This is a genomic window from Paenibacillus sp. 598K, assembly GCF_003851045.1.
In the GTDB taxonomy this organism is placed as follows: domain Bacteria; phylum Bacillota; class Bacilli; order Paenibacillales; family Paenibacillaceae; genus Paenibacillus_D.
In genome coordinates this window covers 1-24243 of sequence record NZ_BFBX01000127.1, presented here as the reverse complement: position 1 = coordinate 24243, position 24243 = coordinate 1, and the positions used below count along the sequence as shown (strand labels likewise).

Annotated in this window: 16 protein-coding genes; 5 read left to right on the top strand and 11 right to left on the bottom strand. The window is 60.6% G+C overall.

All coding sequences use genetic code 11. The features are described 5' to 3' along the window. Positions 1 to 47: 47 nt before the first annotated feature. Together PA598K_RS29260 and PA598K_RS29255 are read right to left on the bottom strand one after the other, a co-directional pair. Entirely contained in the window at positions 48 to 1871 is a 1824-nt protein-coding gene (locus tag PA598K_RS29260) for an ABC transporter ATP-binding protein (RefSeq protein WP_128660331.1), read from the bottom strand. Then, a complete protein-coding gene (locus PA598K_RS29255; RefSeq protein ID WP_128660330.1) occupies positions 1864 to 3573 on the bottom strand; it encodes an ABC transporter ATP-binding protein in 1710 nt (569 codons plus the stop codon). Before PA598K_RS29255 ends, PA598K_RS29260 begins: the two co-directional genes overlap by 8 nt. 218 nt (positions 3574 to 3791) lie before the next feature. On the opposite strand from PA598K_RS29255, the gene PA598K_RS29250 reads away from it, so the two are divergent. Continuing rightward, a complete protein-coding gene (locus PA598K_RS29250; protein ID WP_128660329.1) occupies positions 3792 to 4853 on the top strand; it encodes a copper amine oxidase N-terminal domain-containing protein in 1062 nt (353 codons plus the stop codon). A 106-nt stretch (positions 4854 to 4959) separates the two neighbouring features. On the opposite strand, the gene PA598K_RS29245 is transcribed toward PA598K_RS29250, so the two are convergent. Together PA598K_RS29245 and PA598K_RS29240 are read right to left on the bottom strand one after the other, a co-directional pair. Continuing rightward, complete coding sequence (locus PA598K_RS29245) at positions 4960 to 6984, bottom strand: ABC transporter ATP-binding protein (RefSeq protein ID WP_128660328.1); 2025 nt, start codon at positions 6982 to 6984, stop codon at positions 4960 to 4962. Next, positions 6981 to 8747, bottom strand: a complete 1767-nt coding sequence (locus tag PA598K_RS29240; RefSeq protein ID WP_128660327.1) for an ABC transporter ATP-binding protein — start codon at positions 8745 to 8747, stop codon at positions 6981 to 6983. The genes PA598K_RS29245 and PA598K_RS29240 overlap by 4 nt, the downstream gene beginning before the upstream one ends. A gap of 222 nt (positions 8748 to 8969) precedes the next feature. Between PA598K_RS29240 and add the strand changes: the two genes are divergently transcribed. From add to PA598K_RS29220, 4 genes are all read left to right on the top strand, one after another. Next, positions 8970 to 10046, top strand: a complete 1077-nt coding sequence (add, locus tag PA598K_RS29235) for an adenosine deaminase (RefSeq protein WP_128660326.1) — start codon at positions 8970 to 8972, stop codon at positions 10044 to 10046. Between the two features lie 93 nt (positions 10047 to 10139). Next, positions 10140 to 12368, top strand: coding sequence for an MMPL family transporter (locus PA598K_RS29230; RefSeq protein WP_128660325.1), 2229 nt, complete (start codon positions 10140 to 10142; stop codon positions 12366 to 12368). 235 nt (positions 12369 to 12603) lie between these two features. Then, positions 12604 to 13692, top strand: a complete 1089-nt coding sequence (locus tag PA598K_RS29225; protein ID WP_128660324.1) for a Gfo/Idh/MocA family protein — start codon at positions 12604 to 12606, stop codon at positions 13690 to 13692. 258 nt (positions 13693 to 13950) lie between these two features. Next, complete coding sequence (locus PA598K_RS29220) at positions 13951 to 15642, top strand: alpha/beta fold hydrolase (RefSeq protein ID WP_128660323.1); 1692 nt, start codon at positions 13951 to 13953, stop codon at positions 15640 to 15642. Between the two features lie 189 nt (positions 15643 to 15831). Here the strand turns inward: PA598K_RS29220 and argH are convergent, their stop codons facing one another. The 7 genes from argH to argC all read right to left on the bottom strand — a co-directional run bounded on the left by argH (position 15832) and on the right by argC (position 23990). After that, a complete protein-coding gene (gene argH / locus PA598K_RS29215; protein ID WP_128660322.1) occupies positions 15832 to 17247 on the bottom strand; it encodes an argininosuccinate lyase in 1416 nt (471 codons plus the stop codon). 103 nt (positions 17248 to 17350) lie between these two features. Continuing rightward, on the bottom strand, positions 17351 to 18586 hold the full coding sequence (locus PA598K_RS29210) for an argininosuccinate synthase (protein WP_128660321.1): 1236 nt from the start codon (positions 18584 to 18586) through the stop codon (positions 17351 to 17353). 25 nt (positions 18587 to 18611) lie between these two features. Continuing rightward, positions 18612 to 19571: an ornithine carbamoyltransferase gene (gene argF / locus PA598K_RS29205; RefSeq protein WP_128660320.1), complete on the bottom strand. Its 960-nt coding sequence runs from the start codon at positions 19569 to 19571 to the stop codon at positions 18612 to 18614. Then, a complete protein-coding gene (locus PA598K_RS29200; RefSeq protein WP_128660319.1) occupies positions 19568 to 20776 on the bottom strand; it encodes an acetylornithine transaminase in 1209 nt (402 codons plus the stop codon). Before PA598K_RS29200 ends, argF begins: the two co-directional genes overlap by 4 nt. Positions 20777 to 20854: 78 nt before the next feature. Then, positions 20855 to 21652, bottom strand: a complete 798-nt coding sequence (argB, locus tag PA598K_RS29195) for an acetylglutamate kinase (RefSeq protein WP_128660318.1) — start codon at positions 21650 to 21652, stop codon at positions 20855 to 20857. A 21-nt stretch (positions 21653 to 21673) separates the two neighbouring features. Further along, positions 21674 to 22912, bottom strand: a complete 1239-nt coding sequence (gene argJ, locus PA598K_RS29190) for a bifunctional glutamate N-acetyltransferase/amino-acid acetyltransferase ArgJ (protein ID WP_128660332.1) — start codon at positions 22910 to 22912, stop codon at positions 21674 to 21676. A gap of 28 nt (positions 22913 to 22940) precedes the next feature. Further along, on the bottom strand, positions 22941 to 23990 hold the full coding sequence (gene argC, locus PA598K_RS29185; protein WP_128660317.1) for an N-acetyl-gamma-glutamyl-phosphate reductase: 1050 nt from the start codon (positions 23988 to 23990) through the stop codon (positions 22941 to 22943). Positions 23991 to 24243: the final 253 nt, after the last annotated feature.

Sequence of the window (24243 nt, the reverse complement as noted above, 5' to 3'; positions counted from 1 at the left end):
AATTCTGATGCTGTACTAGACAGCCTGCTCACAGCGCCATACGCCACCTATTGTCCAATCGCCGTCCCTCTCGTCGCATGATGGTACAGCTCGGCATAATAGCCATGCTGCAGCAGCAGCGCCTCATGCGAGCCCGACTCGATAATGCGGCCGCTGCGCATGACGATGATCCGGTCCGCCTGCTGTACGGTGGAGAGTCGATGCGCGATGACCAGCGTTGTCCGGCCAAGCGAGACGACACTGAGCGCCTGCTGGATCAACCGCTCCGTATGCGAGTCCAGATTGGCAGTCGCTTCGTCCAAGATGAGGATCTTGGGCTGGTACACGAGGATGCGGGCAAAGGAGATCAACTGCCGCTCCCCCGCCGACAAGCCGCTGCCGCGCTCCGATAGCTCGGTATCGTACCCTTGCTTCAACCGCTGGATCATTGGCTCAGCGCCAACCAACCTGCAAGCCTCTATGACGGTCTTGCGATCGATCGATTCATCGAACAGCCGTACATTGTCAATAATCGAGCCCGAATACAAGTAAGGCTCCTGCTGGACAAGGCCAACGATCCGGTGCAGCTCCTCAAGCTTGAGCCGACGGATGTCAATGCCGTCGATCTGGACACTGCCCTTTTTCACATCGTAGAAGCGGGTCAGCAGGTTGACGAGCGAACTCTTGCCGGCGCCGGTCGCGCCGACTATGCCTACGAATTCGCCAGGCTTGATATGCAGCTCCAGGTCGCGCAGCACGTCCTGATCGTCAGTGTAGGCGAAGCGAATATGGTTGAAATCGACTTGCCCCCGCACCTGCTCAGGCTCCAGCGCCTCGGTCTGGTCTGGCCGCGGATCGCGCACCTCCGGCTCGACGGAGAAGATGCGCCACAGCCGCTCGACCGACACCATCGTCGACTGTAGCGTATTCCACTGCTGCGTGATCTGGTTGATCGGCTGGAAAAACTGGCGGATATAACTGATAAAGGCATACAGCACGCCGAACTCGAGGGCGCTGTCGAACACCGCCATACCGCCGAGATAGACGACGAAAGCGACCGACAGATTGCCCAGTATATCAAAGGAGCGGTTGAAAATAACGGTCGCCCGCACCTCGCGCAAGCTCTCGCGCAAATACCGTTGATTGCGCTGCGAAAATCGCGACAGCTGCTCCCGCTCCTGATGGAAGCTCTGGATCAGGCTCATGCCGGAGAGGTTCTCCGCCAGGAAAGCGATCAGCCGCGACAGCTGCGTGCGCGCCCGCTGATACGAGTTGCGCAGCATTGCACGGAAGGCAATGGCAATGACAGCAATGAGCGGCAGCAAAATCAGACAGTACAACGCAAGCTGCACATCGAGCAGGAACATAAAGCCGATGATCATGATGAGCGACAGTCCATCGCGGACGATGCTAAGCAGCACCTGAGTGAAAAACTGGTTGATCGTCTCGGTGTCGCTCGACTCGTTGGTAACGAGCGAGCCGATCGCATGACGGTCAAAAAACGACATCGATTGCTTCGCTATATGATGGAACAGGTCCTTTCGCAGCGCTGCGACGATGCTCTGCCCCGCCCGCTGCAGCAGGTTCGCTTGCAAATAAGTAAAAGCAAGACTGATCACCGCAAGCAGCAGATAGATCAAGCCAAGTCCGATGACGCGACCTGCGCCCTGGCCGTCGCCGAGCATATTGTCATCGATGACGATCTTCACTAGATATGGCTGCAGCAGATCGGCCGAGATGGCCAGGATCGCGCAGAAGAAGACACCCAGGAATACCATACGATGCGGCTTGGCGTAGGCAAGCATCGCACGGAAGGCCTGTCGGCGGGTCGCGCTGTCCACCTGATAGCTCGGGTTGATCTCTTCCTCGTGGCGCTCTGACGCGTTAGCCATGCGATACACCTTCTTCCTGGATGGCATGCAGCGCCGCGTAATGGCCGCCGAGCCGGAGCAGCTCCTGATGCGTGCCGCGCTCGACGATCCGTCCCTCGTCCAAGACGACGATCTCGTCGGCATGCTTGACGGCGCTGATCCGATGGGCGATGATGATCGTCGTCTTATCTCGGCGCGCCGAGCGAAGATTAGCGAGGATACTCGTCTCCGTCATCGCGTCGACGGCGCTGACGCTGTCGTCGAGGATGAGGATCGGCGCATCCTTGATGAGGCCGCGCGCCAGGCTGGTGCGCTGCCGTTGACCGCCAGAGAGCGTCAGCCCGCGCTCGCCGAGCTTCGTCTCGAACCGCTTCTCAAAGCCGATCACATTGTCATACACCTCGGCTAGCCTGGCCGCCTGCTCGACGCTGTCATCGCCGATATCCCGCTTGTAGAAAGCGATATTATCGCGGATCGTCGTGCTGAACAGAAAGCCGTCCTGCGGCACATAGGCGATCTGCGTGCGCAGACTCTCGAGCGTCAGCCGCGTAATGTCCTCGCCGCCGATACGGATGCTGCCTGGAGGCGGGTCATAGACCCGCAACAGCAGCTTCACTAGCGTCGTCTTGCCGCTGCCGGTCTTGCCGACGATGCCGAGGGTATGACCCTGTCGCACCCGGAGGTTGATACCGCTCAGCGAGGATCGGCCCGCATCAGGATAGGTGAAGGCCAGATCGCGGATCTCCACATCCCCCGCTCCGGCCGGCAGCGGCTTCGCTTGCTCGTGGTCCTGGATATCCGGTTCGATGCCGAGCAGCCGGTTCAGACGCTCGAGCGAGGCGCGCGCCCGCTGCATCGTATTGATGACATTGCCGATCTGCTGGAGCGGACCGGATATCATCCGCAGGTAGAAGGTCAGCGCCACGAAGTGTCCGATCGAGAGCTGCTGCTGGACTGTCATGTAGCCGCCATAGGCAATCGCCACGACGAGCGACAGCGCGCCTGCGAATGGAATAAGCGCCTGGAACGCCGAGGTCATCTTGACGAGCCGCAGCTGATTGGCCCGGATATGCTCCACCGTCCCGCCAAAGCGCTGCTCGGCGATCTCCTCGATGCCGAACGTCTTGGTCACGCGAATGCCGCCGAACTGCTCCTCCGCCGACTCCGTCATCTCCGCCAGCGACTCCTGTACCTGCCGCGACCGATCGCGAATGCGCGGACCATAGTAGACGACGAGGAACGGGATCGCCAGCAGCGGCAGCACGCATACGATAACTAGCCGCAGCGGCAAGTCGCTGAGCGACATCATGACGACTACCGAGACCAGCAGTACGGAGGCATTGGTCAGTTGATTAACCCCGTTAGCGATCGACTCGCGGACGCTTGTCACATCATTCATCACATAGCTTAACAGCTTGCCTGTGCCGTTCCTGGCATAATACTGCTCGCTCAGCTGCGTGAAATGACGAAATAGCCGCTGTCTCGTGTTGTACTCGAAACGCCGCCCCATCCGATGATTCAAATATTGCCCCAACCCAAACAACACGCCATAGGCCACGCCGATCACAAGCAGCATCACACTGTAGTCGACGATCTTCTGCCGCGTCAGCATCCCCGCAGTGTACGTATCTGCAAACTGCTGCAGCACGCTGGGAAAATAAGCAAAAATAACGTTGGCCGACGCCAGCAAAATAAAAGCGCCTCCATAAATCCATCCGTACATCCTGAAATGCGTCAGCAGTAACCTTCGTCCGTCCAAGAGTCCCCTCACCCCGCATTGGCCGAAATTTTACTCCTAAAGTATCGTAATCCAATTCGCTGGAAGTTGCAAGCGCGGGACATCCTTTATCATTATGCTGAAAACGGTTTCGTTCAGACTTGAAAGCGGGTAAAATAGAGGCATATCTAAGCTCTCAAAGCTCCGAAAAAGGATGACATCGAATGCTGAAAAAAAGTGAAGGGGGAGTCGTCATGATCCATCGTTATCGTCCCAGCGCGCGCTGGGGTATGGTTACCGCACTTGTCCTGTCGCTGCTTGTCCTCCCGCTCAGCGCCGCCGCCGCTACCGACGTCAACGCAGCTGAAACCGAGGGCAGCGGGCAACAACAGCCAAGCCGCTTCGCCGTGAACGGCGCTATGTATGTCACCCCGGCAGGCGAGCCCGCCCCGTATATCAACCAAGATAGCCGCACGATGGTACCAGCCAGTTTTTTTGCCGCTGCGATGGGCGTGCCCGCCGCAGGCATCCAGTGGGATAGCGCTACCAAGACGGCGACGATACGTCATGACGCGCATACGCTGCAGTTGACACAGGGCCGGCCCTATCTGCTCGTCAACGGCGACCAAGTGGCGATCGATACGACGATCGCCATCCGCGACGGCCGCGTCTTCGTACCCGCCCGCTTTATCGCCGAAGGGCTGGGCGCCACGGTCGGCTGGGACGCATTCAGCCGGATCGTTCATCTGAGCACGGACGGACCGACATTAGAGCCGGAAGCCGCCCGCGAAGCGATCGGCGACCAGGCCGACGAGGTGCTGCAGCTCATCTCCGAGCTTGATCTCGACGGACTGGCCGCCTGGGTACATCCCGAGCGCGGGCTGCGCTTCTCGCCTTATTCCTACGTCGATGTGGCTGACGACATCGTGCTTGAGGACTTCGAGCTGGCCTCTAACCTGAACAATCCCGAGCTGAGAGAGTGGGGCTTCTACGACGGCAGCGGCGAGACGATCCTGCTCGACTTCCGGGACTACTGGACACGCTTCGTCTTCTCCCATGACTTCCGGCAAGCGCCCGAGGTCAGCTACAACGAGCAGTTGTTCGGCGGCAACATGATCAACAATGCGCCGATCGTGTACGGCGGCTCGATTATCGTCGAATACCACTTCGACGGCTTCGAGGAGCAGTATGCTGGCATGGACTGGCGCAGCCTGCGCCTCGTCTTCCAGCCGTACGACGGCAACTGGCGACTGGTCGGCATCCTCAACGACGAGTGGACGACCTAGCTCCAGCAGCGCTAGCAAAATACCCCCTGACATCTCCGACAGTTCAGTCCTGGAGAGTTCAGGGGGTATTCGTCATGCGGTGCAACCAGCCTCTCGCCGGCCTCGCTTAAGCGATCTCGCCGGCCGGGCTTGGCTCGCTGCTCTGCAGCTGGTACATCCGATAGTAGCGGCCTTCGCGAGCCATCAGCTCGTCATGCGTGCCGCGCTCGACGATCTCGCCGCGATGCAGGACGAGGATCGTGTCGGCCTCCTTGATCGTCGAGAGCCGATGCGCGATGATAAACGTCGTGCGGCCCTCGCGGACGACGTCGAGCGCGCGCTGGATGAGCGCCTCGGTCTCGCTATCGATGCTCGAGGTCGCCTCATCGAGGATAAGGATCACCGGATCGTAGACGAGCGCCCTGGCAAACGAGATGAGCTGCCGCTCGCCCGCCGACAACGTGCTGCCGCGCTCGACGACAGGCTCATGCATGCCTTGCGGCAATCGGCTGACGAAGCGGTCGGCGCCGACGTCCTGCAGCGCCTGCCACACTTGCTCGTCGGTCAGCTCGGGATGATGCAGCGCCACATTGGAGCGGATATCGCCGGTGAACAAATACGGGTCCTGCAGGACGATGCCCATATGCTGACGGAGCGCCTGTTTGGACATCGTGCCGGTCGCCTGGCCGTCGATCCGGATCTCCCCCTCGTCCGGCTCGTAGAAGCCGAGCAGCAGGTTCATGATCGAGCTTTTGCCGGACCCGGTATGCCCGACCAGCGCCACCGTCTGCCCGCGCGCAGCCGTAAAGGAAATCCTCCGCAGCACATGCGTGCCCGGCAGATAGCCAAAGCTGACCTGGTCGAACTCGACCTGACCCTGCGGCCGCGGCGCCTTGGGCTCAGCCTCGACCTCCTCGCCCTCCATGTCCATCAGCTCGAATACCCGCTCCGCCGAGACGACGGCCCGCTGGGCGTTCATCATCTGATCGAAGATGCCGATGATCGGCTCGAAGATCCGGCCCAGGTAGTCGATGAACAGGTAGAACACGCCAAAGGAGATCGCTCCGGTCAACGATTGGCTGCCGAAGTACCAGATGATCATCGCCGTGAACAGCCGTCCGACGAAGTAGACGGCGTTGCGCCCTGAGAAGGCGAAGATGCGGAACTGCATCACCTGGTTGCGGTAACGATCCTCATTGAGTACCTCGAACTCCTCGCGCGTCCGCTGCTCGCGCCGAAACGCTTGCAGGATCGGCATCGTATGGATCGTCTCGTTGAGCGTCGCATTCATCTCGGCCAGCCGGGCCCGGATCGCGGCGACGTACTTGCGCGAGAACTTCAGATGCAGGATGATGATCAGCGTATAGATCGGCAGCAGAATCGCGCAGACGAGCGCCATCCGCCAGTCGAGGAACAGCAAGGCGGCGAATACGCCGACAATATTAAGCCCGCTCACCGCAAAGGTGGCCATGAAGCTCATGTACAGCTCCTTGATGTTCTCCGTATCATTGGCGATCCGGGAGACGATCTGGCCGACCGGCGTGTTGTCGAAGAAACGGATCGGAATCCGGTGCATCTGGCTGAACACATCCATCCGGATGCGCTGGACGACCCGCTGGGCGACAGTCTGCAGCATCAGGCTCTGCACGAAGTTCAGCAGGCTGGCGATCACGGCCAGCAGGATGATGCCGCCGACCAGCGTGAGGACAGGCTGCGTGTCGTACCGGTAAAACGAAGTCACCTCGGCGGCGCTCAGCAGCGTCTCTCCGTAGGTCGGACTGCTCAGTTGCATCGCTAGGCCCTCTTGGCTGATCGTGACAGCCGCCGCCTCAGCCGGCAGCTCGCCAGGCGCAGCCCAATCGCTGCGCACATAAGCCATCTCGCGATAAGGCACGTAGCGGATGCCCTCCGGCACCGCAGCTGCAGGCAGCTCTCGCCACTCCCAGGTGATCGCCTGGATATGCTCGTCGATGATCTGCTTGGCGAGGAGCGGTCCGGCGAGCTGGGCTCCCAGCGCCAGGACGAGGATGACGAGCGCGAGCACGACCTTGCGCCTGAACAGCAGCACATAGCGGAACAAGCGCTGCGCGGTAGTGCCGGACGGCGGCCCGGGCGAGCGATTCAGTTGGTCTTCCGTTGCATGGTGCGTCATCGTTCCTGATCCTCCTTGTCCCCTTCCAGCAGGCTCTGCTCGAGCTTCTGCCTGTCGTATTGCTCGCGATACCAGCCTTGCAGCGCCATCAGCTCCTCATGCGTGCCGCGCTCGATAATCTCGCCATGCGCCATGATGAGGATCTGCCGGGCATGCGTCACCGCCGTGAGGCGATGCGTCGCGATGAAGGTCGTCCGACCTTGCCGGCTGCGACGGATCGTCTCGAGGATCGCATGCTCTGTACGCGCGTCCACTGCGGACAGCGCATCGTCGAGGATCAGGATCTCCGGATCGAGCAGCAGCGCTCTGGCGATGCCGACCCGCTGCTTTTGGCCGCCGGAGAGCATGACGCCATTCTCGCCGACCAGCGTCTCCAGCCCCTCGGGCATAGCGGCGATGTCGCGGGCCAGCGACGCCATCTCCAACGCCCGCATGATCTCCTCATGCGTCGCCTCCGGCTTGCCGAGCGCGATGTTCTCCCGTAGCGTCTTGGAGAGCAGCAGATGCTCCTGAGGCACGTAGCCGATCCACGTCTTCAGCTGCTGCAGGGCCATCTGCTCGATCGGCGCGCCGCCGATATAGAGGCGCTCCGGCTCGATCGGATATTGCCTGAGCAGTTGCTTCAGCAAAGTGCTCTTGCCGCTGCCGGTACGGCCGACGATGCCGATCGTGTCGCCCCGCTCTACCTCGAGCGTCACGTCCCGCAGACTGTCGCTGCCGGCGCCGGGATAACGGAACGTCAGGCTGCGATAGCTGATCCGGTCGGGCACCTCGACCTGGACCGGGCGCGCCGGCTCTGTCACCTCGGGCTGCTGGTCGAGATTGTCCTGGATGCGGTTCACCGAGGCGTTGCCGCGTTGCAGGATATTGATGAACTCGCCGAAGGCGATCATCGGCCAGATCAACAGGCCGAGATAGATATTGAACGTGACCAGCTCGCCGAGCGTAATCTCGTTGCGGAAGACGAGCTGCGCCCCGTAGCCGATGCCGATCGCGAAGCTGACGCCGACGATCAGCGAGACTGCAGGCTGGAATAGCGCATTGATGTAGGCGACACGAATATTTTTGTCCATGACGTCGGTGGTGACCCGTTGGAAGGCCGCCACATCATCGCGCTCCTGCACATATGAGCGGAGTACGCGCATACCCGAGATCGACTCGAGCACATGATCATTCATATGGCCAAACGATTCTTGCGCGTCCATGAAGCGGTTGCGCATCGCGCGGCCCAGCCGATTAATCGCCAGTGCCAGCAGGGGCAGCGGCAGCAGCGTCGCCACCATCAGCTTGAAGCTGACGAACACGATCATCGAGATGACAACAACCGTCGTAATGACGAGCGTATTGACCAGCGTCAGCACGCCGAAGCCCGCTGTGTTGCTGACCGCCTGGATATCGTTGGATGCCAGCGCCATCAGCTCGCCGGAGCGGTTGCGCTGGAAGAAGGACGGCGTCATCCGCGTCCAGTGGCGGAACAGCCGCTCGCGCAGCAGCTTGTCGAGCAGCACGGCGCTGCCGAACAGCAGATTGTTCCATATGTAGACGAAGACATACATCGTTACCGCGATGCCGAGCAGCAGCCACACGGTGCCCCTCAGCGCCTCCCAGGTCAGTTGTCCGTCCCGGATCAGGTCGACCGTATTGCCCACGAGACGAGGAGCCACACTATTGAGGTAGCTCGTACACCCCATCAGCAGCACCGTGAGTACATAGAACAGCCATCGTTTTTTGAAAAACCAGCTGAGCTGGGCGACAAATTGCATTGTGCCGGCCTCCCTCCAAGTTGTTATGTTAAAACCCGTATTTTCCCATTGTACCGTTTGGCGGCCGGGTTGAATACCCTTACTTTTTTTGTTTTCGGCGCTGCCCGCCTTTCGCTGGACGCAAAATTTGACAGCGCTGCGGGAGCGCGGTATGTTTGCACTATTAATGTAGCGCGATGGCGGCGAGTCCTCTCCCGTCCACGCGGAAAAGGAGGCTTGCCCGTGACCGTGCCGAAACTGGACGATCATACCCGTCGTATCATCAAGCAGCTGCCAAAGGTCGATCTGCATCTGCATCTGGACGGCTGCATCCTGCCGGAGACGCTGCTCGAGCTTGCCCGTGCCGAACGGCATCCCTTGCCGGCGTATACCCCCGAGACGCTGCGCCCTTATATGGAAGTGGACGGACAATGCGACGATCTGAAGCAATACCTGGAGCGCTTCGATCTGGTGCTGCCGCTGCTACAGACCGGCGAGGCGCTGGAGCGAACCGCGTACGAGTGCGTGCAGCAGGCCGCCGCCGATCATGTCATGTACGTAGAGGTCCGCTTCGCTCCCCATCTCCACACCGGGCGAGGCTTGACGCCGTCGCAAGCGATCGGCCATGTGATCGCTGGCCTGCAACGGGGCGAGCGGGACTTCGGCGTACGCGCGCAGACGATCGCCATCTGCATGCGTCATCACAGCGAGGCCCTGAACCTCGAAGTGATCGAGGCAGCTGCTCCTTACCTGGGTCGCGGGCTATGCGCGGTCGATCTGGCTGGCGATGAGGCGGGCTTCCCGCCGCAGCTGTTCCGCCGCGTGTTCGCGCGGGCGGCCGAGCTCGGACTGCCGGCGACGATCCATGCCGGCGAGGCAGGCGGCCCGGACCATATCCGCGAGGCCGTCGACGGTCTGGGCGCGGTGCGGATCGGTCATGGCGTGCGGCTGCGCGAGGACCCCACCTTGCTGGCGGAGCTCCGCTCGCGGCAGCTGCCGCTGGAGATGTGCCCAGTCAGCAACATCCAGACTCGCGCGGTCGCCGAGTGGTCCGACTATCCGATCCGCGACTACCTGGAGCAAGGGCTGTTCGTCACCGTCAACACGGATAATCCGACCGTATCCGGCACGACGATGACGCGCGAGTACAGCGAGCTGGCGGCGCGCTTCGGCTTCCGGCCGGACGAGATCGCCGCGCTCATCCTCAGCAGCATCGAGGCAGCCTGGCTCGCGCCCGCAGACATAGCCGCGCTGCGTCAGCGGCTGCTCCGCAGCTGCGCCGAGCACGGCATCCGTCTTCACGGTCACGGTGTGGAGTGACCCCAAACGGTCGATAAGGCGCGGAGAGGATGCTGAGGACGATGAATTGGACGCCTCCTCTCCTTGCAACGCATTTCAATGATTAATGGCATAATGAAGAGAGCGAGTGATTCAGCTTTGGATTCGGTACTTGGCCGACTGGGCGATCTGTGCTATCGCATGCGCAAGGTCGTACTGGCGATTTGGATTATTGTTGTGATTGGCTTATCATTTTTTGCTTTCCAGCTCCCCTCCTTGCTGAAGGGCAGCGGCTTCGTCATGGAAGGGTCGTTCGCGGACGCCAACGCCATCCTGCGCGAGGACTTCGGCATCTACGAATCGACCCTGCTGCTCGTCTATGAGCGGCCCGATACGATGTCGGACGAGCAGTTCGAGCAAGCCGTCGGCGACTCCGTCGCCAAGCTGCAGGCGCTGCCGCTCGAAGCGCTCGCCGACACCGCGTCTCCGTTTGCCCGGGACAACGTTCGCACCGACCCGACGATGGTGAAAGACGGTATCGCTTATGCTGCGCTCAGCTTCGATATGCACACAGCGGATATGAGCGACAATCTGGCGCTCGTCCGCGAGGCCGTGCAAGCCCAGCAGGATGGACCGGTGCCGGCCTTGCTGACGGGCGCGCCGGTCATCGAAGCGGACTTGAACAAGGCGAGTCAGGACGACCTGACGCGCGCCGAGATGATCGGGCTGCCGGTGGCGATGCTCGTGCTGCTGTTCGCCTTCGGCGGGCTCGTCGCCGCCTCGCTGCCGCTGATTATCGGGTTGATCAGCGTCGTCAGCACGCTGGGCGTCCTCTACTTTTTTGGTCTGCAGATGGAGCTGTCGGTCTTCCTGCTCAATGTCGTCGTCATGCTCGGACTGGCGCTGGGCATCGACTTTGCCCTGCTGTTCGTCAATCGCTTCCGGCAGGAGCTGCAGCAGCACTCGGTACAGGAGTCGGTACGCATCTCCGTCCGCACGGCTGGCGAGTCGATCATCTTCTCCGGGCTTTGCGTATTTATCGGACTGGCGGGCATGCTGTTCATCCAGATCGATCTGTTCAAGGTGATCGCGCTCGGCGGCATGACGGTCGTCTTGTTCTCCATCCTGTCCGCGCTGACGCTGCTGCCTGCGCTGCTCTCGCTGCTCGGCCATCGCGTCAACCGGTTGATGCTGCTCAAGGAACGCCCATCCAAGCGCAGCGGCTGGGTCCGCTTCGCTTCTCTCGTCATGCGGCGACCGGTGCTGATGATGCTGACAGCGCTGGTGCTGCTGCTCGCCTGTGCGATCCCGATCAAGGACATGGTGCTGCGGGTGCCTGCGGCCGACGCGCTGCCGACCAACTATGCGTCGAAGATCGCCTACGATCTGTACGACGATACGTTCCGCAACAGCCAGGTGTCCGAGGTGATTATACTGGCAGAGACCGAGGCGCCAGCTACCGAGCCCGAGTCGCTGCAGCAGCTCTACGCGCTGACGGAGCGACTGACCGACGACCCGCTAGTGAATACGGTCATCTCGCCGTTCTCGCTGGCTGGGGGGTTGGATGCCGACACCGTGTCGGCGATGCTCGCCGATCCGGCCGCAGGCGCTCAGCTCGCGCCGCTCTTCGAGCAGCTGACATCCGGCGATCGGATGCTGCTGCGCGTCGAGCTGAACGGCGAGCCGTACGCGCAGACCACGCAGACGTGGGTCCGCGACTGGGCCGGCGACAACCAGGACGTCTCGTTATTGCTCGGTGGCTACGCCAAGTTCAACCAGGAGATTTTCGACGAGATCTCACACAAGATCGTCTATACGCTTGGCTTCATCCTGGCAGCCACTTATCTGATCCTGTTCCTGGCGTTCCGCTCGGTGCTGATCCCGCTCAAGGCGATCCTGATGAATGCGCTCAGCTTGTGCGCGACCTTCGGCATTATCGTCTGGATTTTCCAGAACGGCCATTTCGGCCTGACGGCGACCGATATCGCCCTGTTCATCCCGATCTTCATCTTCAGCATCGTGTTTGGCCTCAGTACCGACTATGAGGTATTCCTCATCTCGCGCATCCAGGAGATCTATAGAGAGACGGGCGACAATAATGAAGCGACGCTCCAGGGACTGGCGCTGACGAGCAAGATCATTACCTCGGCAGCGGCGATTATGATCGTCATTACCGGCGCCTTTGCCTTCACCGGGGTCATGCCCGTCAAGCAGCTCGGCGTCGGGATCGCGCTGGCGATCCTGATCGATGCGACGATCGTCCGGATGATCCTCGTGCCGTCGATGATGAAGCTGCTCGGCCGCTGGAACTGGTGGGCGCCGCGCTTCCTGCGCAGCCGCCGCGATCGGGCGAGGATGTCGTAATTTCGTAGTAATTATTGCACAATGTCGGAATGTTCTAGGCTATACATTATGGTACATTGAAAGGGACGTGCCAGGTCACGCAGACCTTGTGCAGCACGGTGACGGCAGAGGATCGGCTGATCCTCTCTGTCGCGTGGCGAGCTCGGTCCCTTGACACATGGCAAGCATGCGTTTAGCATGTGAGTAGCAAGCTGAAAACGCGTACAAACTTATATTATTCAGGAGGTTTTTCCCGATGAGTCAAGTGTTGAAGGTCGCCCTGATCGGCTGCGGCGGTATTGCCAACGGCAAGCATCTGCCTGCGCTGAGCCGCAACCAGAATGTTATTCTGGTCGCCTTTTGCGATATTGTCGAAGACAGAGCCGTCCAGGCTGCTGAGAAATACGGCGCGCCCGGCGCCAAAACGTATACCGACTACAACGAGCTGCTGAAGGATCAGGAGATCGATGTCGTCCACGTCTGTACCCCTAACGATTCCCATGCCGTCATCTCGATCGCTGCGATGGAAGCGGACAAGCATGTCATGTGCGAAAAGCCGATGGCCAAAACCGCTGCCGAAGCGCGCGAGATGGTCGCTGTAGCGAAGCGCACCGGCAAAAAGCTGTCGATCGGCTACAACAACCGGTTCCGTCCGGACAGCCAGTACCTGAAAAAAGTATGCGAGGGCGGCGAGCTCGGCGAGATCTACTACGCTCGCGCACATGCCGTCCGCAGACGCGCCGTCCCGACATGGGGCGTATTCCTCGACGAGGAAAAGCAAGGCGGCGGCCCGCTCATCGACATCGGCACGCACGCGCTTGACCTGACGCTGTGGATGATGGACAACTACAAGCCGGTATCCGTCACCGGTTCGGTATACCACAAGCTCGGCCAGAAGGAAAATGCAGCCAACGCCTGGGGCCCATGGGACCCGGCCAAATTCACGGTCGAAGACTCCGCGATGGGCTTCATCAAAATGGAAAACGGCGCAACCATCTCGCTTGAAGCGAGCTGGGCGTTGAATACGCTCGAGGTTGACGAAGCCAAATGTACCCTCTCCGGTACCGAAGGCGGCGCGGACATGAAGGGCGGCCTGCGCATCAACGGCGAAGAGAAAAGCCGTCTGTTCGTAAAAGAAATCGACTTGAAAGCCGGCGGCGTCGCCTTCTACGAAGGCAGCGGCGGCGACAAGGACATCGATGTCGAAGCGGCAGCATGGATCAACGCGATCCTCGACGACACCGACCCGGTTGTCCTGCCAGAGCAAGCGCTGGTCGTCACCGAGATCCTCGAAGCGATCTACGAATCGGCTCGCACAGGCAAGACGGTATACCTGAACAGCTAATCGATTGTCATATACGGAAGCCTGCAAGCCTCGCGCTTGCAGGCTTTTTTGTTGTTGGTCGCACGTTGAGATGACTACGTGTCTATGACAGCCCTATAAACATCTATTAAAGCAAACTACAATCGAGATCGAGACCGAGACTACTGGGTAGAAAAACAGTACTTGCCCACAGTGTGATATAACTGTTATACTACATATATAACAGGTGTCGCGTCATTCACTTTACCATCCACTATTCCTGAAGGAGGATTACGATTTATGAGAAAGCTTACCGCATCCGCAATCATTTTGGTCCTGCTACTGTCCGGCCTCCCCGCCTTTGCCGCCGAACGCAGCATCCAGCTGACGATCGACGGACAACCCGTTGCCACGCAAGGAGGCGCTCCCTACGCCAAAGGCAATGAGGTGATGCTGCCGCTGCGCAGCGTCGCCAATCAAATCAAGCTCAAGGTGAACTATGAAGCCTCTACCCGCACCGTCTCTCTGAGCGGACCCGCGTTGACGGCCAGCTTCGCGATTGGCGACCATGTCGCTGCTTTGGGGCAGCAGGAGTTATCTTTTGGCAGCGCCTCAGTGCTGCGGGATAACCGAGTCTATGTACCGCTGTCCTTTTTCACTGAAGTACTGGGTCTTACAGGCGAGTATGATGCAGCTGCAGGAACGGTGTCCCTCGCCTCCCGGCAGTTGACGCCCGAGGCGCGAGCCGAGCAGGTCGTGCAGCTGCTGGCAGGCGGCAGCTACGAGCAGCTGTGGCAAGACTACTTTGACGCCAAGGTCCAGCAAGCGGTCCCGCCTACAGCGCTGGGTGCAGCCTGGCAGCAGATCGAGTCGCTGAGCGGGGCGTACACCGCCGTCCGTTCGATTGATGTCGTGCAGACCGAGCCAGCGGTTGTCGTTATCGCCCTCCTCGCTTTCGAGAAGTCGGATGTGAAGCTGAATCTTCAGTTTGACCCGAGCCATCAGATCAGCGCCATCTCGCTTCAGCCTGTGGCTGCAGCCGTCGAGACGCCAGAAGGCCTGATCGAAGAAGAGGTCACCGTCGGCGAGGGCACAGATTACCCGCTGGGGGGCACGCTCACCTTGCCTGAGCATGCAGAGGGACCTCTCCCTGCCGTCGTGCTGGTCCATGGCTCGGGCTCCAGCGACCGCAACGAAGCATCAGGCGGCTATGCGCCATTCCGCGATCTGGCCTGGGCGCTCGCCGCCCAAGACATCGCCGTGCTGCGCTATGACAAACGGACTTACGCCCATGGGCAGAGCTTTACCCCCGAGCAAGTCGCCCAGTTGACCGTCAAGGAAGAGACCGTGGACGATGCGATCGCAGCTGCCAAGCTGCTCAAGCAGGACCCGCGGATTAACGCTTCGCAGGTGTATATTATCGGCCATAGCCTGGGCGGCATGCTGGCTCCTCGGATCGATGCCGATGGAGGAGACTTCGCAGGATTGATCCTATTCGCTGGTTCGCCAAGACCGCTCTGGGAGATCATCTATGACCAGAATGTCGATGCGATCGCCGCGATGAGCGAAGACGACCCGGCCAAGGCAGCCAGCAAAACCTTAATTGAAGCCGAGCTGAAGAAAGCCGAGTCATTGGCCAGCCTGTCGGCAGAGCAAGCGAAAGCCACGACCGTTTTCGGACTTCCGGCGTATTATTTCAAGGAAATGGATCAGTTCAACATCAGCGAATATGCGGCCAAAACGTCCAAGCCGGTACTGGTGCTGCAGGGCGAGGATGACTTCCAGGTGAAGCCCGAGACAGACTATGCGGCCTGGAAAAAGGTATTCGAAGGTAAATCAAACGTTTCGTTCAAGCTGTATCCGGGCCTCAACCATTTCTTCATCGCCTATGAAGGCCCAGCAAAAGGCACGTTAGACGAATACAGCCAGCCAGGCCATGTGTCCTCGCAGGTGATGCAGGATATCGCCGAATGGATCCATAAGCTGCAATAATTCAATCATTAAGCTAGTCAGAATGATAAACAGAAATAACGACAAAGCGGCTGTTGCCCCTACCGGGCACAGCCGCTTTGTCGCTCTATTTATGGATACGACGCAACCTCGCTCCATCTTCCGAAACAAAAATGCGCCTGCAACCCGAGCGGTTTCCCCTCGAAGCTGCAAGCGCATCGTTACGCTACCTTATTTGCTCTTCTCCGCATACTCCGCGATCCAGCTCGCTGTCAGCCCTTGCTGCTGCAACGCGCGGCCGATCGCCTCGCTTACCTGGCCTCGAGCGGTACCGCCGTACACATCGCGCGCGTCGACGACAGCCTCCGGCTGCAGGATCGCAAAGATGCGATCGTCGAACAGTTCGGAAAACTGCTTGAACTCATCCAGCGTCAGATCAAGCAGGTACTTGTTATTCTCGATGCAATACAGCACCGTCTTGCCGATGACCTCATGCGCCTGACGGAACGGCAAACCTTTGCCGACGAGGAAGTCTGCGATATCCGTCGCATTGGAGAAGTCCTGGTTGACTGCCTGGCGCATCCGGTCCTTGTTGACCTTCATCGTCGCGATCATCGGCGCGAACAGCTGTAGGGCTCCCTGCATCGTCCGCACCGTATCGAACATGCCTTCCTTGTCCTCCTGCATGTCCTTGTTGTACGCCAACGGCAACGACTTCAGCACGGTAAGCAAGCCCATCAGGTTGCCATAGACGCGGCCTGTCTTGCCCCGCACAAGCTCCGGCACATCGGGATTCTTCTTCTGCGGCATGATGCTGCTGCCTGTGCAGAACGCGTCATCCAGCTCGACGAAGCGGAACTCCGTGCTCGACCACATGACCAGCTCCTCGCTCAGCCGCGACAGATGCATCATGATGATCGAAGCGTCGGCGAGGAACTCGAGGATGAAGTCGCGATCGCTGACCGCATCGAGACTGTTCTCGTAGACGCGCTCGAAGTTTAGCTGGGACGCGACGAAATGCCGATCGATCGGGAACGTCGTCCCGGCCAGAGCGCCCGCGCCGAGCGGCAGCGTGTCGATCCGCTTGTAGCTGTCCTGCAGCCGCTCGATATCCCGGCCGAACATGGAGACGTACGCCATCAGATGATGGGCGAACAGGATCGGCTGCGCCCGCTGCAGATGCGTGTAGCCCGGCACGATCGTGTCGAGATTGGCTTGCGCCTGCTCGGTCAGCGCCGTCTGCAGCTTGTGCAGTAGTTCGACGAACTCGACGACGCGCTTGCGCAGGTACAGGTGCATATCTGTGGCAACCTGGTCGTTGCGGCTGCGTCCCGTATGCAGCTTGCCGCCGACCGCGCCGATATCGTCGATCAGCGTCTTCTCGATGTTCATATGGATGTCCTCATTGCTAATCGAGAACTCGATGTCGCCTTGCTGCAGACGCTGCAGCACCCGCTTCAGTCCGTCCTTGATCTTCTCTACATCCTCTGCCGGCAGGATGCATTGCTTGCCCAGCATCGTCACATGGGCCAGACTGCCCTGGATATCCTCCTCGGCCAGCTCCTTGTCGAACGTGATCGAAGCGGTATATTCCTCGACCAGCTTGTCCGTCTGCTTCGTAAAGCGGCCGCCCCACAGCTTGCTCATAGTTTCACTCCTTCTTATGAATCGATCGATCTCCGAATCGTTGTTGGTGTGTGTAGCTAACGGAGGACACGAAACAAACGGGCGCTCGGGCGCCCGTCTGGTCTTATTTCCTGCTCTGCTCGACGCCCGATGAGACCTTCAGCCGCAGTGCCTGCAGCCGAATGAAGCCGGTCGCGTCGCCCTGGTCGTACGCCTGGGACGGGTCGGCCTCCATCGTCGCGATGTCCGGGTTGTACAGGCTGACCGGGCTCTGGACGCCAGCGCCGATGACATTGCCTTTGTACAGCCGCAGCCGGACGACGCCGTCGACGTTTTTCTGGCTCTCGGTGACCAGCGCTTGCATCGCCAGACGCTCCGGCGCGAACCAGAAGCCGTTGTAGACGGCGGTCGCATACTTGGCGATCAGCGAGTCGCGCAGATGCATGACCTCGCGGTCCATCGTCAGCGACTCGATCTTGCGATGCGCGGCGAACAGGATCGTGCCGCCCGGCGTCTCGTACACGCCGCGGCTCTTCATGCCGACGAAGCGGTTCTCCACCATGTCGACGCGGCCGATGCCGTGCTTGCCGCCCAACTCGTTGAGCTTATCCATGACGCCGAGCGGGCTCAGCTGCTCGCCGTTGATAGCGACGCAATTGCCGCCCTGGAACGTCAGCTCGATCAGCTCCGCCTCATCCGGCGCATCCTCCGGCGAGACGCTCAGCACGTACATATCCTTGTTCTCCGGCGCGCTTGGGTCGAACCACGGGTCCTCCAGCATGCCGCTCTCAAAGCTGATGTGCAGCAGATTGCGGTCCATCGAATACGGCTTGGCCGCCGATGCTTGGACCGGGATGCCATGCTGCTCTGCATAAGCGATCATCTCGGCGCGGCCCGGGAATTGCTCGCGGAAGCTCTCCAGACGCCACGGAGCAATGCAGCCCAGATCGGGAGCGAGCGCAGCTGCGGTCAGCTCGAAGCGGATCTGGTCGTTGCCTTTGCCTGTCGCGCCATGCGCGATCGCCGTCGCGCCCTCGGCGCGGGCGATATCGACCATCCGCTTGGCGATCAGCGGACGCGCGATCGAGGTGCCGAGCAGATACTGACCTTCATAGAGCGCGCCAGCCTGGAACATCGGATAGATGAAGTCCTTGGCGAATTCCTCGCGCAGGTCGTCGATATATACTTTGGAAGCGCCGGTAGCGAGCGCTTTTTCCTCCAGGCCGTCGAGCTCATCCTTCTGGCCGATGTCGGCGGTGAAGGCGATGATCTCGGCGTCGTATGTTTCCTTGAGCCATTTCAGGATTACGGAAGTGTCCAGTCCGCCGGAGTAGGCGAGGACGATTTTTTGCTTAGCCATGCGTATCGTTTCGCTCCTTTATAAATTACATAATGGCGGCCATGATGGCCTTTTGGGCATGTAACCGATTCTCCGCCTGGTCGAAAATGATCGAGTGCTTGCCGTCGATGACGCCCTCGGTCACTTCCTCGCCGCGATGCGCCGGCAGGCAGTGCATGAACAGATAGTCCGGCTTGGCGTAGGACGCGAGCTTCTCATCCACCTGATAGTTGGCAAAGGCTTGCTCGCGATCCTTTTGCTCGGCCTCGAAGCCCATGCTCGCCCAGACGTCGGTGTAGATTACGTCGGCGCCTTCGACAGCCTCTCTCGGGTCGCGGCAGATGTGCAGACGGGAACCCGTCTCGGCCGCATGCTCGCGCGTCTGACGGATGACATCCTCGTCCGGCTCGTAGCCCTCCGGCGTCGCCACCGACATATGCATGCCGACCTTGGCCGCGCCCATCATAAGCGAGTGAACCATATTGTTGCCATCGCCGACGTAGGCGATCTTCAGTCCCTCCAGACGCCCCTTGTGCTCCAGCACCGTCTGGTAATCCGCCAGCGCCTGGCACGGATGCGAGAGATCGGTCAGGCCGTTAATGACAGGCACTGTCGCTCCCCGCGCCAGCTCGATGACGGTGCGATGCGCATAGGTGCGGATCATGATGCCGTCGAGGTAACGCGACATCGTCTGCGCCGTATCCCAGATCGTCTCGCCGCGGCCGATCTGCAGATCGTTGCGGCTCAGGAACAGCGCATGGCCGCCCAGCTGGTACATGCCAACCTCGAAGGAAACGCGCGTACGCGTCGACGACTTCTCGAAGATCATCCCGAGCGTCTTGCCCTTGAGCGGCTGGTACACCTCGCCTGCCTTCTGCTTCGCCTTCAGCTCGATCGCCAGATCGATCAGATAGCGGACCTCCTCCGGCTTGTAGTCCACGAGGGCCAGGAAATCCCGCCCTTTCAGGCTCGTTGCCAGCTCTTCATTTAATACAGATTGCGTCACGCCTTACTCCCCCTTGTCGTTACCGTCTGCTCGGCCAACAGGCCGACCAGAATATCTACCGCCTGATCGATCTCGTCGCGGCTCACCCGTAAATTCGGCAGCAGGCGGATGACCTGCGGGCCAGCGGTGACGACCAGCAAACCGCGCTCCCGCGCTGCCGCGACCAGATCGCCAACCGCGCCGTCGCACTCGATGCCGACGATCAAGCCGCGGCCTCTGATCTCCCGCACGAACGGATTGTCTGTCAATTGCTCCCGCAAGCGAGCCAGCAAGTATTGCCCCGCATCCGCCGCCTGATCGACGACGCCCTCGGAGAGCATCGTCTCAATCGTCGCCTTGACCGCCGCCATCGCCAGGGGCGTGCCGCCGAAGGTCGAGCCGTGGCTGCCCGGACCAAACGCTGCGACCAGCGGTTTCTTGGCCAGCATCGCGCCGACCGGGAAGCCGCTGCCCAGCCCTTTGGCCAGGGTGAAGATGTCCGGCTCGATGCCGTAATGCTCGTAGGAGAACAGCTTGCCCGTCCGTCCCAAGCCGGTCTGGATCTCGTCAACGATAAGCAGCAAGCCGTGCGCCTCGCACAGCTTGGCTACCCGATGCATGAAGGCCGGATCGACCGGAAGGACGCCGCCCTCCGCCTGGATCGTCTCGAGCATGATCGCCGCCGTCTGCGGTCCGATCGCCGCCTCGAGCGCGGCCTCGTCGTGCATCGGCACGGTCTTGAAGCCTGCCGGCAGCGGCTGGAAGCCTTCCTTCACCTTATCCTGACCGGTAGCCGTCAACGTCGCCAGCGTCCGTCCGTGGAACGACTGGGTGAACGTAATAATCTCATGACGGCCGTTGTTCAGCACCTGCTGATGATAGCGGCGCGCCAGCTTGATGGCGGCCTCGTTGGCCTCGGCGCCGGAGTTGCAGAAGAACACGGCATCGGCGCAGCTGTGCTCCGTGAGCAGCTTGGCGGCCGCCTCCTGACCCGGGATATGGAACAGGTTGGAGACATGCCACAGCTCGTCGAGCTGTCGCACGAGCGCCTGCTTCACCTGCTCCGGCGCGTGACCGAGATTGGTCACCGCCAGTCCACACATAAAGTCCAGATATTTGTTGCCTTGGTCATCCCATAACCAGCTGCCCTCGCCCTTGACCAGCGCAAGCGGGAATCTCGCATAGGTCGGGAACAGGGAGCTCGCCTCTGTGCTGTGTTCACTCATACATTCCGCCGCCCTTCTTCTAATGGTTTATTCAAACCTGTGCCGTCCATTCGTTACGTCTATAATGGAGCTTCCGGCTCACGAGCGGATAATCCGCGTCCCGATGCCGCCTTCCTTGACGACACGGCTCAGTACGTTCGGCTCTTCGCCGCTGACGATGACGACCTCTTGTACGCGTCCCTGGATACACTGTACCGCTGCTCTCACCTTGGGGATCATGCCGCCATAGATCTCGCCGCTGGCGATCATCTCGTCGATCTCCGCCACGGTGACTGTCGGCAGCACCCGCTTCTCGCCATCGACCACCCGCATGATGCCCGGTACGTCGGTGACGACGATCATCCGCTCTACCCCTAGCTGCGACGCTACAGCGCCCGCTGCGGTATCGGCGTTGATATTGTAGCGCTGCGCCGCATCGTCGATGCCGATCGGCGCGATGACGGGGATGTAGCCCATCGCCATGACGCCCTCGATGATCTCCGCCTTCACCTCGGTCACCTCGCCGACGTAGCCGATCTCGGCACTGTTAGCTACTGGCTTAGACAGCAGGAGCTGGCCATCGACACCCGATAAGCCGAGCGCCCTCGCACCGCTGGCGCCGATCTTGCGGACGATCTCCTTGTTGATCCGACCGGCCAGCACCATCTCGACGACATCGAGCACCGCCTCGGTCGTGACGCGCAGCCCCGACACAAAGGACGACTCGATGCCCAGCTTGCCGAGCGTCTCCGAGATCGCCGGGCCGCCGCCATGCACGATGACCGGCCGCACGCCCTCCTCCTGAAGCGCCCGCAGATCGGCAAAAAAGGCATCTGGCAGGGCCGCCAGTGTGCTGCCGCCGCATTTCATCACAAAACGTTGATCTGTCGCTGTCATGACTCCCACTCTCTCCTTCCCCTACGTCCGATAAGCCGCATTGATGCGCACATAGTCATAGGTGAGGTCGCAGCCCCAGCCGACCGCCTCGCCTTCGCCATGATGGAGGTCGATGTAGATGACGATCGTGTCGCCCTTCAGATACTCCAGCGCCGCCTCTTCGTCGAACGGCAGCGGCCGCGACTGCTCCAGCGTGACGATGTCGCCGATCCGGATGTCGACCGTATCGACATTGACCGGCTCTCCCGCGCGGCCGACGGCGGCGATGATCCGCCCCCAGTTCGCATCGGCGCCGAATACCGCCGACTTCACCAGCGAGGAGCCGATCACCGTCTTGACGATCCGGCGCGCCGACTCGTCGCTGACCGCGCCGCGCACCTGCACCTCGACCAGCTTGGTCGCGCCCTCGCCGTCGCGGGCGATCGCCTGGGCCAGCACCTCGCACACATAACGCAGCGCCTCGACGAACGCCGCATAGTCCGGATGCGTCTGGGTCAGCGACTCGTTGCCCGCCAGTCCGCTCGCCATCGCGACCAGCATGTCGTTGGTGCTCGTATCGCCGTCGACCGTGATCATGTTAAAGGTCAGGTCGGTGACGTCGCGCAGCGCCTGCTGCAATGCTTCGCTGTCGATGCTCGCGTCCGTCGTCACGAAGCCGAGCATCGTCGCCATGTTCGGATGGATCATGCCCGAGCCCTTGGCCGCACCGGCGACATGGACGGTCCGTCCATCGATCTCCAGCGAGACGCATACCATCTTCTTCACAAGGTCCGTCGTCAGGATCGCCTGACAGAAGTCCTCTGCGCCTTGCTCTGCAGACGTCAGTCGCGCAGGCAGCTCGGCGATGCCGCTCCGTACCCGATCCATCTTGAGCAGCTCGCCGATCACGCCGGTCGAGGCGACGGCCACCTCCTCGCGCGCGACGCCGATCGCTGCTGCGAACTCATCTCGCATCGCGTAGGCGTCATCCTCGCCTTGCTTTCCGGTACAGGCATTGGCATTGCCACTGTTGACCAACACGGCCCTCAGCTTGCCTGTCGCTGCCAGACTCTCGCGCGTCACCTGCAGCGGCGCAGCCTGGAACAGATTGGTCGTATAGACGCCTGCCGCCGCTGCGGGCACCTCGCAGACGATCGCTCCCAGATCGTGGCGCGTCGTTTTTTTCAGTCCACAGTGCAGGCCGCCTGCGGCGAACCCCTTGGGGGTCGTGATCGAGCCTTCCGCCTCGATCCGATATGATGCTGTCTTCTGCTGTCCCATCACCTATTCGTCTCCTTCGTCCGCTGGCTCACGGATAGACCGGGACGAACCGCAGTCCCAGATCCTCTTCCCAGCCCATCATCAGATTCAAGTTCTGGATCGCCTGCCCGGCCGCGCCCTTCACCAGGTTGTCGATGACCGATACGATGGTCACCCGTCCGGTGCGCGCATCGACGGCGAAGCCGATATCGCAATAATTGGATCCGCTCACTTCCTTGGTCGCCGGCCAGGTGCCGGTCGGCCGGATACGGACGAAGCGACGTCCTTCATAGTAACGCTTATACAGATCGATAAAATCCTGCTGGCTCCGCTCGCCCTCGATCTTCGCATACATCGTGCTCATAATGCCGCGCGTCATCGGCACCAGATGCGTCGTAAAGGTCGTCACGACAGGCCGCCCCGCCACCTGCGAGAGCACCTGCTCGATCTCCGGGATATGCTGGTGCTGGTTCACCTTGTAGGCCTTGAAGTTCTCGTTCAGCTCCGAGTAATGCGTCCCCAGACTCGCGCCGCGCCCTGCGCCGGATACGCCGCTCTTGGCGTCGATAATGATCGTGCTCGGATCGATCCAGCCCTCGGCTACAGCCGGGATCAGACCAAGTAGCGTAGCAGTCGGATAACAGCCGGGATTGGACAGCAGCTCCGCGCCACGCACCTCGTCGCCATACACCTCGCACAGCCCGTAGACCGCCTGCTCGAGGTAAGCCTCGGCAGCAGCCGGTTTTTTGTACCACTCTTCATACAGCGCCCCGGACTTCAGCCGATGGTCGCCCGAGAGATCGATGACCCGCAGCCCCTGCTCCAGCAGCTCCGGCGTCAGCTTCGAGGCAATGCCCGGCGGCGTTGCCAGGAAGACGACATCCGCCTTGCCCTTGATCGCTGCAGCATCCACCCCGTCCAGCAGATCCTCCCGTATCTCGCGCAGATGCGGATAGCCCTCCGCAATCGGCGTCCCCTCGCTCGAGGACGAGATGACCGAGGTCACCTCCACCTGCGGATGCATCTCCAGCAGTCTGATCAGCTCCACGCCTCCGTAGCCGGTCGATCCGACGATCGCCGCCCGTACATTAGTCGTCATGTCCTCCGCCCCCATCCATGTTCATTCTCAGCTCTCTCATTGTACACTAGATTGCGTGTGAAAATCCAAGCCCGATTTCAACGTTTTGATAAACAATATTGTATTATTATACATTCACATTAATATAAATACAATCCCGTTTTCATGACTTTTTCATGTGTCTGACGCCAGGGCTTGTCTTTCTTTGGGCCAAGTGGAAACGGCGTTGGATGGGCTAGTAGTACGTTCATTGGAGGCGGTGTAGGCGGTGTAG